The organism is Flexivirga endophytica (assembly GCF_014640635.1).
Taxonomy (GTDB): Bacteria; Actinomycetota; Actinomycetes; order Actinomycetales; family Dermatophilaceae; genus Flexivirga; species Flexivirga endophytica.
Genome location: NZ_BMHI01000002.1, coordinates 71,037 through 83,473 on the forward strand (window position 1 = coordinate 71,037; position 12,437 = coordinate 83,473).

A 12,437-nucleotide genomic window follows, 5' to 3' on the forward strand; every position below is an offset into this window, starting at 1 on the left:
TCTAGTTGCGGTGAGAGTTCCCGTTGTCGGCCCGCGGTGGGATCGTGGAGGCATGGTCACTTTCAGTTCGTCCGACGATCTGCGCGATGCCAGGTTCGCGGACGTCAGCCTGCGCGGTGCCCGTTTCGTGCGCTCCGACCTGTCCGAAGTCGTGATGCGGTCCGTCGACGTGTCCGGTGCGGAGATCGACGCGCCCTGGTTGTTCGACGGCGATCAACCACTCCTGGTCAACGGCGTCGACGTGCGGCCCTTCGTCGACTCGGAGCTCAACCGCAGGTTTCCCGGCCGCGAGCAGCGGCACGCCGCCGACCCCGACACGTTGCGGTCGGCCTGGTCGGCCGTCGAAGGCGCGTGGGCCGGTGCCGTCGACCGAGTCGCCTCCATGCCGACCGGCACCGTCGACGTGTCGATCGACGGCGAGTGGTCCTTCGCGCAGACGTTGCGGCATCTGGTGATGGCGACGGACGTCTGGTTGCGTCGGGCGATCCTCGGCGTCGAGCAGCCGTTCCACCCGCTCGGTCAGCCGCATGCCGAATACGCCACCGACGGTGGGGATCTGTCGGTCTTCGGTCAGGCGTCCCCGTCATACGAGGAGGTGCTGGAGGTGCGCGCCGACCACGTGGCGATGGTGCGCGACTTCCTTGCCGAGCTGTCGCCCGAGGAGCTGCGCACGCCCCGCAAGAACCCCTGGGAGCCCGAGTTTCCCGAGACCACCCTGTCGTGCCTGCACACGATCCTCGAAGAGGAGTGGGAGCACCTGCGCTACGCCGTCCGCGACCTCGACGTCATCGACTCGCGTGCCGCCACCGACACGGAGCCACCCAACACCGAACTCCACGACCGGCAAGAGCGACCCGACTGAAAGACCGGCGCCTTAATGGTCGGTGATGACGCCCTTCTCACCCTTCTTGGTGACGGCGTGCCCGCCGAACTCGTTGCGCATGGCGGCGACGGCCTTCATCGCAGGGGAGTCGGTGCCCTGACGGGAGAAGAACCGCTGGAAGAGTGAGGCGGAGATGACCGGCATCGGAACGCCGTACTCGACAGCCTCCTGCACGGTCCAGCGACCTTCACCGGAGTCGTTGACGAAGCCTTCGATCTCGGAGAGGTCCCCGTCCTTCTCCAGAGCTGCGGAGATGAGCTCCTGCAGCCAGGAGCGCACGACGGTGCCGCGGGTCCACGCCTTGAATGCGGCCGGGACGTCGTTGACGATCTCCTTGGCCTCGAGCAGCTCATAGCCCTCGGCATACGCCTGCATCATGCCGTACTCGATGCCGTTGTGGACCATCTTCACGTAGTGGCCCGCACCAACCTCCCCGGTGTGGCAGAAGCTCTCGTCGCGCGGTCCTTCGGGCCGCAGGGCGTCGAAGATCGGCATCATGCGCTCGATGTTGGCGTCGGAACCGCCGGCCATCAGCGCGTAGCCGTTCTCCTTGCCCCACACACCGCCGGAGACACCGCACTCGGCGAACTCGATGCCCTTCTCGGCGAGTTCCTTCTCGTGCTTGGCGTCGTCGGTGAACTTGCTGTTGCCCCCGTCGAGGATCAGATCGCCCTTTTCGAGCAAGCCGCCGAGCTCGTCGATGACCGACTGGGTGATCTTGCCGGCCGGCACCATCACCCACACGTGGCGCGGCGCGTCGAGTTTGCTGACGAGTTCCTTCAGGTCCTTGACGTCAGAGACCTCGGGGTTGGTGTCGTAGCCGACCACCTCATGCCCGGCTGCCTTGAGGCGGTCGCGCATGTTGCCGCCCATCTTGCCCAGGCCGATCAAACCGAGTTGCATGCCGCGCCTTTCATTCGTGGATGTGGTTCGCCCCAGACGCTACTCCGGCCCTGCCAGGCCAACGTCCGGAAGGTCAGTTCGCGAAGCGCACCGGCATGAGGACGTAGCGGTAGGACTCGTCCGCGTCGCCGTCGGCCTCGGCCTGACCCGACAGGACCGCCGGGCTCTTGGGCTGGGTGAACGACATACGGGCGAACTGGGTGCCGAGGGCGCCGAGTCCGTCGAGCAGGAACTGCGGATTGAAGGCGATCTCGATCTCCGGGCCGGTGAGCGTCGCTTCGACGGCCTCGGACGCCTGGGCGTCGTCGCCCTGGCCGGCCTCGATCGAGACCTGGCCCTCGGAGAACCGCAGCCGCACTGGGGTGTTGCGCTCGGCGACGAGCGAGACGCGCTTGACGGCCTCGGTGAGCGCCGCGGTCTCGATCACCGCGACGGAGTCGACGCTGTTGGGGAAGATCGAGGAGACCTTCGGGTATTCGCCGTCGAGCAGGCGGGTCGTCGCGCGACGCTGGCCCGCCTCGAAGCCGACCAGCCCGTCGCCGCCGGCGGCCGAGCCGAGCGCGACCTGGACCGAGCCGGAGGCGCCGAGCGCCTTGGCCGTGTCCAGCAACGTGCGCGCGGGAATCAGCGCGGTCTGCTCGGCACCGGTGTCGGTGGGGTTCCACGTCAGCTCGCGCAGCGCGAGGCGGTAGCGGTCGGTGGCGAGCAGGCTGATCTTGTCGCCCTCGATGTGCAGCCGCACTCCGGTGAGGATCGGCAGCGTGTCACTGCGGTCGGCTGCGATGGCCACCTGGGAGACCGCCTGGGTGAACACGTCACCGGCGATCGATCCGGTCGGCTCCGGAGACGTGGGCAGCGTCGGGTAGTCGGCAGTCGGCATCTGCTGCAGCGAGAAGCGGCTGGACCCGCAGGTCAGCTCGACCTTGTGCTCGTCGGCGGTGATGGTGACCGGTTTGTTCGGCAGCGACCGGGAGATCTCGGCCAGCAGGCGCCCGAGGACCAGCACCTGGCCAGGCTCGTCGACCTGTGCGTCGACGGTCACCTTCGCGGACACCTCGTAGTCGAAGGCACTGAGGGTGAGGCCGTCGGTGCTGGCATCGAGCAGCACACCCGCGAGCACCGGCACCGGTGGCCGGTTGGACAGGCCGCGGACGGCCCAGGTCACAGCTTCGGCCAGGACATCGCGATCGACGATGAGCTTCACGTACTAACCATCCTTGTTCAGGGAGGCTTGTTCAGAACAAACTTCGAAGTTTCCGACAAAGTATGACGGTGCGCCATACGGCGTGGTGCACGCCGTCGGCCGGGGCATCTCTCGAGGCCGGTGCGCAGGATGACACTAGTCGGCGGAACGGCGGCCCCGCCACCACGGGGGCATGTCTGTCGAGCAGCGGTGTCGCATCAGGGACGTGTCCGGGATGACATCCGGTGGAGCAGTGGGCTCGATCGAGGTGTCACATGCCGGAGGGCTTTCTCAGCGGCACGAAATCCCCAGTCGGCAATGGCGAAAACGCCATCTCTCTCCCGTACGTAGGAGTAGTAGCACCTGTGGAAACTGTGGACAACCGTTGCTGAGCGCGGCATACCGTGCGTGCGGGGTGTGCACAACCTGGTGACGGCGACTGTGGACAACTTCGGCCTTCGGTGGATGACGACGGTTGTCCACAGTTCGTCCGCAGGCCGGCGGGTGTGATCACCGGTGTTTTGCACAGGTTTGAGGCCTTCGCCCACCGGTGGGTGTGGAGGATCCGGCGTGGTCACATTCGTCACAGGGGACCGTCTGCCCACATGTTTATCCACAGGGTGTGGATGGCTGGCGGGGCCGGTTTCACCCGTCCGAGCGGTCCGTGTCGTTCGGACCCGGCGGGAATGCCGCGATCGGCGGCCTGCGCGGGACGGAGGGAGCGCCATACAACACGCGGCATACGAGAACACCGCCCTGCACAGAAGCTGTGGAGGGCGGTGTGGACGATCGGTGGACCGGCGTCAGGCGGTGGCGCGACGGATCTGTGTGGTCAGCTCGCTGATCTGCTCGTAGAGGTGCGCTCGCTCACCCATCAGCTGGCGGATCTTGCGGTCGGCGTGCATCACCGTGGTGTGATCGCGGCCGCCGAACTGCTGGCCGATCTTCGGCAGGGACAGGTCGGTCAGCTCACGGCACAGGTACATCGCGATCTGGCGGGCGTTGACCAGCGTGCGCGAACGCGACGACCCGCACAGCTCTTCGACCGACAGCCCGAAGTACTTGGCGGTCTGCCGCATGATCGCGGTCGCACTGATCTGCCCCGAGCTCGCGCTGGGCATCAGGTCCTTGAGCACTCGACCGGCCAGCTCCTCGGTGACGTGCTGGTTGGAAACCGAGGCGTATGCCGTCACCCGGATCAGCGCACCCTCGAGCTCGCGGATGTTGCTGGGGACCTTGCTCGCGATCAGGCTCAGCACTTGATCGGGCATCTGCATCGAGTCGGCGACCGCCTTCTTGCGCAGGATGGCGATGCGCGTCTCGAGGTCCGGCGGCTTCACATCGGTGGTCAGGCCCCATTCGAAGCGCGACCGCATGCGGTCCTCCAGGCCGGAGAGCATCTTCGGCGGCTGGTCGGAGGTCAGCACGATCTGCTTCTCGCTGTTGTGCAGCGCGTTGAAGGTGTGGAAGAACTCCTCCTGCGTGCCGTCCTTGCCCTGCAGGAACTGCACGTCGTCGATGAGGAGCACGTCGACGTTGTCGCGGTAGCGCTTCTGGAAACTCGAGGCCTTGTCGTCACGGATCGAGTTGATGAAATCGTTGGTGAACTCCTCGGAGTTCACGTAGCGCACGCGCATGTGCGGGTAGTAGTTGCGCACGTAATTGCCGATGGCGTGCAGCAGGTGCGTCTTGCCCAGACCACTGTCGCCATACACGAACAACGGGTTGTAGGACCGGGCCGGCGTCTCGGCGACCGCCTGGGCGGCGGCGCAGGCGAACCGGTTGCCGGCGCCGATGACGAACGTGTCGAAGGTGTATTTCGGATTGAGCCGGGCGTCCTGGGCGGGCTCGGTCGTCACCGGTGTCCGCTGGCGGGCGGCCGCATTGGTGAACAGGTCCTCGTCGGCGCCGGGTTGCGGCTCGGGCATCGCCGGGCGGGGCGTCTCGACAACCTCGTCCTCGGCCGGGCGGAGACTCTCGTCGATCGTGACCGCGAGACGAATCTCACTGCCGAGCTGCTCACCGAGCGCCTTGCAGATGGGTTCGCTCAGCGTGGTCTCGACGAAGACCTTGGTCTGTGGAAAAGGAACCGCCAGCAGTGCGGTGTCGCCGACGAGGCCGGCGAGCCGGGCCAGTCGCAGGTAAGCGCGGTCACGTGCGGGGATCCCGGAGTCCTCGATCCCCAGCATTGCACCGTGCCAAACGTGAGCGAGGTCGATGTCCGGTTCGCTCACAGCGCTGTGTCCTCCCTGACAGTTGGCGTACCGATAATCGGTGCGAGCGGGCTCGTCGACAGACATGCTACGCCGTTAATCCACATAGTTATCCACAGGCTGTGAATGAGTGAGGGCGGCATGGCCGCACAGCGCGGGACCCCGACCTGGAAGACGCCGACGCTAACAACTTGGACGCCTGCCCGGCAAGCCGGAGAGCCAAGAATTTTCGCCGTGCTCGGCGTGGCGGCTGGCGGACCGGACGGCCGCGGCGTTGGCTGAGTGGTTTGGGCACTCGATGGCGTCGGTCGTGCTCGGTTTGACCCTGTGGAGCAGCGGCCCGTATCGTGAGCGGGAGCCTTCTTCGCTCACGCCTGCCTGGACCAGCACGGTTCCTTCCGGCAGGTGGTCGGCCAGACACCGCCGATCACGACGAAGACCCCAAATGACCGACGCTCGATCGGGCCCACCCTGGGTCCGCACATCCCGACGGAGACGACAGTGAGCAAGCGTACCTTCCAGCCCAACACCCGTAAGCGTGCCAAGGTGCACGGTTTCCGTCTGCGGATGCGCACCCGAGCGGGCCGCTCGATCCTGTCGGCGCGCCGCTCCAAGGGCCGCTCCAAGATCTCGGCCTGAGGATTTCGGCTCAGCGTCAGCCGGGCAACAGTGCTGCCGACGAACCATCGACTGCGTGACAGTGCGGATTTCTCCGCAGTGTTGCGCAGTCGTCGTTCGGGCCGGGCAGCAGGTCCTCGACTGGTCGTGACAGTGGCGACCTCCGAGGCCGAGTCCCAGCGGGTCGGCCTGGTGGTCTCCAAAGCCGTCGGCAACGCCGTTGTCCGCAATCGCACCAAGCGGGTGCTGCGGCATCGGATGGCTGCCTTGTTGCCATCGCTGCCGGATCAGACCGACGTCGTGGTCCGCGCCAATCCTGCAGCCGGGACCGCGGCAGCGAGCGAGTTGCGACACGACCTGGACGGTCTGCTGAGTGCCGCGATCAAGCGGCGACGGTGACCTCATGTCGCTGACGCGGATGCTCGCACGGCCGCTGATCTGGGTCGTGCGGCTCTATCAGATCCTCATCTCACCCCTGCTTCCCCCGAGCTGCCGGTTCACGCCGTGCTGCTCGGCATACGCGATCACGGCGTTGACCCGGTTCGGGGTTTTCAAGGGAAGCTGGCTGACGCTGCGTCGGTTGGCTCGCTGCCACCCGTGGAACCCTGGCGGCGTCGACCACGTTCCGCCTCTTGTCACCGCGGACGACACCGGCTCACCTGCGCCGGCGCCGCTCAACTGAAGGACTGCGCCATCTACGACTTCTTCGACACGATCCTGTACCCACTCGAATGGTTCGTCGCCTTCGTCATGGTCGGGTTCCACAAGATCTTCACCGCCATCGGTCTGCCGGCCGCCAACGGCTGGACCTGGGCGCTGTCCATCGTCGGTCTGGTGCTGGTCCTGCGGATCATGCTGATCCCGTTGTTCGTCAAGCAGATCAAGTCCTCACGGCGAATGCAGTTGATCCAGCCCGAGATCCAGAAGATCCAGAAGAAATACAAGGGCAAGAAGGACGCCGAGTCTCGTCAGAAGATGACTGAGGAGACGATGGAGCTCTACAAGAAGGCGGGCACCAACCCCTTCTCGTCCTGTATGCCGATGCTCATCCAGTCACCGTTCTTCTTCGCGCTGTTCCGGGTGCTGGATCGCTTGAAGGACATCGGCAGTGGTCACCACGACCCGATCGGCTGGATGACTCAGTCTGCGGCCCACCAGGCGGAGCAGTCGACCCTCTTCGGTGTGCAGCTGTCCGCGGGATTCCTGCACCCGGGTCAGTCGGACGTGGGCGCGACGCGCATCCTGGCAGCGGTGCTGATCGTCCTAATGGCGTTGACGATGTTCACGACTCAGCACCAGCTGATGCGCAAGAACATGCCGGCATCCGCCCTCGACAATCCGATGGCGAAGCAGCAGAAGTACATCATGTACATAATGCCGCTGTTCTTCTTCATCACCGGCCCGAACTTCCCCATCGGCATCCTGCTCTACTGGGTCACCACCAACCTGTGGTCGATGGGCCAGCAGTTCTACACGATTCGTCGTATGCCGGCGCCGGGCTCCGCGGCAGAGAAGGCGCTGGAAGAGCGCCGTGCAGCCAAGGGCAAGCCGATCACCAAGCTCAGCATTCCGGGCCTGCACAACAAGGACGACGAGGGCGCGTCGGACGACCCCTCGGTCGAGTTGGCGAAGTCCAAGACGCCACCTGGAAGTCCCGGGCTGGTCACCGCTGACGGCGGCACGGCCGGTAAATCCGGCGGTCAACGGGTCCAACCCAAACGCAACAACAAGAAGCGGAAACGCTGACCCATCACCATCTTTTCGTCGCAGCGGCCGTGGCCTCGGCCGCTGCTGGCGGTTCCGGCCCTGGCGGCCCGGACCGCCGCCCCAGATCAACGCGAGCACAATGCACCGGGAGTAAGAATGACTGACGTGAGCACCGACGGCGCCCCATCCTCGGCTGAGGCGCTGGCCGACTCGAAGCAGGACGAAGCCGTGCCGACCGGGTCCGGGAATGCCGTGGACCTCGACCGCGAAGGGGAGATCGCGGCGGACTTTCTCGAGACATTGCTGGACATCGCCGACCTGGACGGCGACATCGACGTCGACGTGGACGGAGACCGTGCGTCCGTCTCGATCGTCGATTCCGAGGACGGTCGGGTGCCGCGTCGCCTGGTCGGACAGAACGGCAAGGTGTTGGACGCCCTGCAGGAATTGACGCGGCTGGCGGTGCAGGCCGAGACCGGCAACCGCAGCCGGCTGATGCTGGACGTCGCGGGCTTCCGCGCCGACCGCCGGGCCGAACTGGTCAAGGTTGCCGAGGATGCGATCGCTGCCGTCAAGGAAGACGGCCAACGCGTGGCGCTGGACCCGATGTCTGCGTTCGAGCGCAAGGTCGTGCATGACGCGGTGCTCGCAGGTGGGCTCCGTTCGGAGTCCGAGGGCGCCGAGCCACGGCGCTTCGTGGTGGTTCTACCCGCCGACGACTGAGGCGTTCCACGTGAAACACGATCCCCCGCAGCACGACCAGGGCGGTCTGGAGACCGCTGACGTGCCTGCGGCTCCAGCCGCGGCGTCGGTGATCTTCGGGGATCGCCTGGAATTGGCACGCGCGTATGCCGAGCTGCTCGCCGGATCGGGAGTGATCCGCGGGTTGATCGGTCCGCGGGAGGCGCCTCGTCTGTGGGAGCGTCACGTCCTGAACTGTGCGGTCATCACTGATCTGATCGCCAGGGACAGCACCGTGGTGGATGTCGGCAGCGGCGCCGGGCTGCCGGGCCTGGTGATCGCTATCCGTCGACCGGACCTCTCGGTCACGCTCGTTGAGCCGTTGCTGCGGCGTGTTCGTTGGTTGGACGACGTGGTCGAAGAGCTCGAGTTGTCGAATGTCACGGTCGTGCGCGGACGGGCTGAGGCGCTGTGGGATGAGATCGCGCCGGCCGATGTCGTCACGTCACGTGCGGTGTCGGCATTGGAGAATCTGGCCGTGTGGTCTGTGCCGCTGGTACGTCCGGGCGGCTGGTGGCTGCCGATGAAGGGCTCCTCGGTCGCTGAGGAGATCGCACAGAGCCGAGATCTGTTGGCTTCGATCGGCGTCACCGACATCGATGTGATCGAATGCGGTGCAGAGGTGCTGACGGAGCCCACGACGGTGGCCCGGCTGGCAGTGGGCACCCCCAAACGACTGAGTAAGAGCGGTGCCAAGGGCGCCGCCCAGGGCGGGAAGAAGTCCGCGAAGAAGCGGCGCGGTCGCACTGGTCGCTGAGGAACGGCAGACTGATCGAGCCGGAAGCTCCAGGCGGCCGACGCACACGACGAACGGAAGAGGCGAACGGTGAGCACTACATCGCTGCCCACGGGGTGGCAAGGAACCGCGGCCACGCCCAAGACAGCTGAGCCGGTGGGCTGGCGCAATGCGGCAGTCATTGAGCCGACGGTCCAGGTCGGTGCATTGCGGCCGGTCCCGGCCAGCCCTGCGGCCACCGCGCTGACGGAGCCCGCGTCAGCCCCGAGGGAGACTGACGTTTCCCGTGAAACCGTCACCGACACCGGCGCTGTTTCCCGTGAAACATCCGCCGCAGAGACTGCGGCCGACGATCTCCCTCTGGTGGACGAGACACCGAGGACCTCACCGTTGGCTGATGAGCTCGCTGATCAGGCACGACGGCGTGCACAACTTTCTGCGGGGAAGGTGGTGCCGCCGGCTCAGCCGCGGGTTCTGACGATCTCGAACCAGAAGGGCGGAGTCGGGAAGACGACGACCACGGTGAACATAGCGGCGGCCTTGGCGCAGTTCGGTCTCAAGGTGTTGGTCATCGACATCGACCCGCAGGGCAATGCCAGCACCGCGCTCGGCATACCGCACCACGCCGAAGTCCCCAGCGTCTACGACGTAGTGGTCGAGGACGATGAGCTGGCCGGCGTACTGCAGGAATGCCCGGACATCCCCGGCCTGTGGTGCGCACCGGCAACCATCGACCTGGCCGGTGCCGAGTTGGAGCTGGTGTCGCTCGTTGCACGTGAATCACGACTGAAGCGTGCGATCGATCAATACCAGCGTGAGCCTGGTGCCGCCGGTCGCTTCGACTTCATCCTCATCGACTGTCCGCCGAGCCTCGGGCTGCTGACGGTCAATGCGTTCGTCGCCGCCGAAGAGGTGTTCATCCCGATTCAGTGCGAGTACTACGCGCTGGAGGGATTGAGTCAGCTGCTCAAGAACATCGAGCTGATCCGTGCCCACCTGAACCCACGGCTGCACGTGTCGACCATCCTGCTCACGATGTATGACGCCCGGACCCGCCTGTCCGCCCAGGTTGCGGACGAGGTGCGCGCACACTTCGCCGACCAGGTGCTCAAGGCATCGATCCCACGGTCCGTGCGCATCTCTGAAGCGCCGAGCCACGGGCAGACGGTGCTCACGTACGACCCCTCGAGCAGCGGCGCGTTGTCGTATTCGGAGGCAGCGAAAGAGTTGGCCGCTCAAGGCACTAAGATCGACGAGTGAGCGATAAACGACGTGGACTCGGGCGCGGCCTGGGCGCATTGATCCCGACCGCACCGGCGCCGACGACCGGGGCACCTCGACCGTCTGACGTCTTCTTCCCCGGAAACTCCACGGTTGCCGCAGCGCGAGCGGCCGAGTCCGAGGAACGTTTCACGGGAAACACGACTGGTCCCGCAGCGGCCGATCCCGACGATTCCACCGCCAGTCCCACATCGGACACGGCCGACACGGCTCTGGATGACGACGCTGCCGCCATTGATAACGGCACCGACGAACTGCAGGAAGTTCCCGGTGCGACGTTCGCCGAGTTGCCGGTGGACCAGATCCGACCGAATCCGCGCCAGCCACGGACTGTGTTCGACGAGGACGAGCTCGGCGAGTTGGTCCACAGCATCCGTGAGATCGGCGTGCTGCAGCCCATCGTGGTCCGCCGCCTTCCTGCGGACAACGCTGCAGAAGCCGGTGTGACGTACGAGCTCATCATGGGCGAGCGGCGGCTGCGCGCCAGTAAGGGTGCCGGCAGGGCCACCATCCCAGCGATCATCCGCAGCACCGATGACGACGACATGCTGCGCGACGCGTTGCTGGAGAACCTGCACCGTGCGCAACTGAACCCGCTCGAAGAGGCCGCCGCCTACGGCCAGCTGCTGGACGACTTCGACTGCACGCACGAAGAGCTCGCCGGCCGCATCGGCCGCTCGCGGCCGCAGATCAGCAACACGCTACGCCTGCTGAAGCTACCGGCACTGGTGCAGCGACGCGTCGCCGCCGGCGTGCTGTCCGCAGGCCATGCCCGTGCGCTCCTCGGCCTGGCCGACGCAGCTGCGATGGAACGCTTGGCACAACGCATCGTCGCCGAGGGTCTGTCCGTACGCAGCACCGAGGAGATCGTGTCGCTCGGCGGTGACAAGGAGAAGGCGACTCGTCGCTCCCCGCGCGCCGGCCAGCACCACCCACAGCTGGACTCGCTCGCCTCCAACCTGTCGGACCAGCTCGACACCCGCGTGAAGATCTCGCTCGGTAAGAGCCGCGGCAAGCTCACCGTCGAGTTCGCCAGTGTCGAGGACCTCAACCGGATCATGGATCAGCTCGGCGTCCAACGCTCCTGATCTTGGTGGCCGGTCGAGTGCGGTCTGTCACGCCCGGTCCTCTGAAAACTGTTGGCTATCAACGTGTTTCACGTGAATCCTGACTTCCTTGGTTGCCTGGGTGGGCGACGGCTACGCCGCCGCCCCGGTCTCACTCCGCTGCGTTCCGCTAACGCTCCACTTCGCTGCATAGGCCCGGGTCGACGACGCACCCGCCGCCCCCGATCGTCACCAGATCTGGTCGCTTGTTGACAGCATCTGTTGGTCGCCTCTAGCTCGGACGCTGGGTCTCCCCGTGACCCTCGCACCCGATCGTGTCCCGGAGGGTTGTCTTGTGGGTGGGCGAAATCGTTTGTGGTCGTTGGATACTGGTCCGCACCTACTCCTCGTCGCAAGACTCAGGTGCGGGCAAGGACTCCGACCGTCCGATAGGCGATGGACACGAGGACCCTGACCCACCGAGTCGGCAGCTGCTGTACGTCGCCCGAGGCCCGCCGACTCACGACGGGGCGAGTCGCCCAATGTGTTTGCAGGCCAACAGGATTCGGCGACCGAAGGGCGTGCTGGGGTCGTCGTGGCGCCGGGCCTATGCAGCGAAGTGGAGCGCTAGCGGAACGCAGCGGAGTGAGACCGGCGACGCGGCGGGCGCAGCACCCCGAACCCAGCCAGGCACAAGGTCAAGAGAGACACCGCGCAAACGAAAAGCGGCGCCACCCAACAGGATTGGGCAGCGCCGCCGGTGAAGCGGTGGGAAGCTCAGCCGATGAAGGGCTCGAGCTCCTTGACGAGCTTCGGCTTCGGCATGACGCCGACGATGCTCTTGACGACCTCGCCGTTCTGGTAGACGTTCAGGGTCGGGATGCCGGTGATGCCGTACTTGGCGGACGTGGCCGGGTTGTCGTCGGTGTTGAGCTTGACGACGGTCAGCTTGTCGAGGTTGGCCGCGGCGATCTCGTCGATGATCGGAGCGATCATCTTGCACGGTCCGCACCAGGGCGCCCAGAAATCGACGAGCACCGGCTTGTCGCTCTTGAGAACGTCGGCCTCGAACGTGGCGTCGGAGGTTTCCTTGGTGTTCGCACCCATCTCGGATGCTCCTTTCAAT

At 65.9% G+C, this 12,437-nt stretch carries 13 protein-coding genes; 9 read left to right on the forward strand and 4 right to left on the reverse strand.

Annotated features, from left to right (window positions below; genetic code table 11):
* Nucleotides 1–52: 52 nt before the first annotated feature.
* Nucleotides 53–862, forward strand: coding sequence for a DinB family protein (locus IEX71_RS05325; protein ID WP_188835970.1), 810 nt, complete (start codon nt 53–55; stop codon nt 860–862).
* A 12-nt stretch (nt 863–874) separates the two neighbouring features.
* Here IEX71_RS05325 and gnd read toward each other — a convergent pair whose 3' ends face one another.
* The 3 genes from gnd to dnaA form a co-directional block, all read right to left on the reverse strand.
* Nucleotides 875–1,822, reverse strand: a complete 948-nt coding sequence (gene gnd, locus IEX71_RS05330; RefSeq protein WP_268235941.1) for a phosphogluconate dehydrogenase (NAD(+)-dependent, decarboxylating) — start codon at nt 1,820–1,822, stop codon at nt 875–877.
* A 37-nt stretch (nt 1,823–1,859) separates the two neighbouring features.
* Nucleotides 1,860–2,990, reverse strand: a complete 1,131-nt coding sequence (gene dnaN / locus IEX71_RS05335; protein ID WP_188835972.1) for a DNA polymerase III subunit beta — start codon at nt 2,988–2,990, stop codon at nt 1,860–1,862.
* Nucleotides 2,991–3,772: 782 nt separating this feature from the next.
* Nucleotides 3,773–5,203 carry a chromosomal replication initiator protein DnaA gene (dnaA, locus tag IEX71_RS05340; RefSeq protein WP_373284563.1) on the reverse strand — a complete coding sequence of 477 codons (1,431 nt, stop codon included), beginning with the start codon at nt 5,201–5,203 and terminating at the stop codon, nt 3,773–3,775.
* A 480-nt stretch (nt 5,204–5,683) separates the two neighbouring features.
* Between dnaA and rpmH the strand changes: the two genes are divergently transcribed.
* The 8 genes from rpmH to IEX71_RS05380 all read left to right on the forward strand — a co-directional run bounded on the left by rpmH (nt 5,684) and on the right by IEX71_RS05380 (nt 11,353).
* Nucleotides 5,684–5,821, forward strand: coding sequence for a 50S ribosomal protein L34 (rpmH, locus tag IEX71_RS05345; RefSeq protein WP_188835974.1), 138 nt, complete (start codon nt 5,684–5,686; stop codon nt 5,819–5,821).
* Nucleotides 5,822–5,851: 30 nt separating this feature from the next.
* Nucleotides 5,852–6,199 (forward strand): ribonuclease P protein component, encoded by a 348-nt coding sequence (gene rnpA, locus IEX71_RS05350; RefSeq protein ID WP_188835975.1) that lies wholly within the window; start codon nt 5,852–5,854, stop codon nt 6,197–6,199.
* Nucleotides 6,200–6,203: 4 nt separating this feature from the next.
* Nucleotides 6,204–6,482, forward strand: a complete 279-nt coding sequence (yidD, locus tag IEX71_RS05355; RefSeq protein WP_229749495.1) for a membrane protein insertion efficiency factor YidD — start codon at nt 6,204–6,206, stop codon at nt 6,480–6,482.
* Nucleotides 6,483–6,550: 68 nt separating this feature from the next.
* Nucleotides 6,551–7,546 (forward strand): membrane protein insertase YidC, encoded by a 996-nt coding sequence (gene yidC / locus IEX71_RS05360; protein WP_229749496.1) that lies wholly within the window; start codon nt 6,551–6,553, stop codon nt 7,544–7,546.
* A 117-nt stretch (nt 7,547–7,663) separates the two neighbouring features.
* Nucleotides 7,664–8,230 carry a Jag family protein gene (locus tag IEX71_RS05365; protein ID WP_188835976.1) on the forward strand — a complete coding sequence of 189 codons (567 nt, stop codon included), beginning with the start codon at nt 7,664–7,666 and terminating at the stop codon, nt 8,228–8,230.
* Between the two features lie 10 nt (nt 8,231–8,240).
* Nucleotides 8,241–9,005, forward strand: coding sequence for a 16S rRNA (guanine(527)-N(7))-methyltransferase RsmG (rsmG, locus tag IEX71_RS05370; RefSeq protein WP_229749497.1), 765 nt, complete (start codon nt 8,241–8,243; stop codon nt 9,003–9,005).
* Nucleotides 9,006–9,164: 159 nt separating this feature from the next.
* Complete coding sequence (locus tag IEX71_RS05375) at nt 9,165–10,244, forward strand: ParA family protein (RefSeq protein WP_373284589.1); 1,080 nt, start codon at nt 9,165–9,167, stop codon at nt 10,242–10,244.
* Nucleotides 10,241–11,353, forward strand: coding sequence for a ParB/RepB/Spo0J family partition protein (locus IEX71_RS05380; protein ID WP_188835978.1), 1,113 nt, complete (start codon nt 10,241–10,243; stop codon nt 11,351–11,353). The genes IEX71_RS05375 and IEX71_RS05380 overlap by 4 nt, the downstream gene beginning before the upstream one ends.
* Before the next feature lie 735 nt (nt 11,354–12,088).
* On the opposite strand, the gene trxA is transcribed toward IEX71_RS05380, so the two are convergent.
* Complete coding sequence (gene trxA / locus IEX71_RS05385; RefSeq protein WP_188835979.1) at nt 12,089–12,418, reverse strand: thioredoxin; 330 nt, start codon at nt 12,416–12,418, stop codon at nt 12,089–12,091.
* Nucleotides 12,419–12,437: the final 19 nt, after the last annotated feature.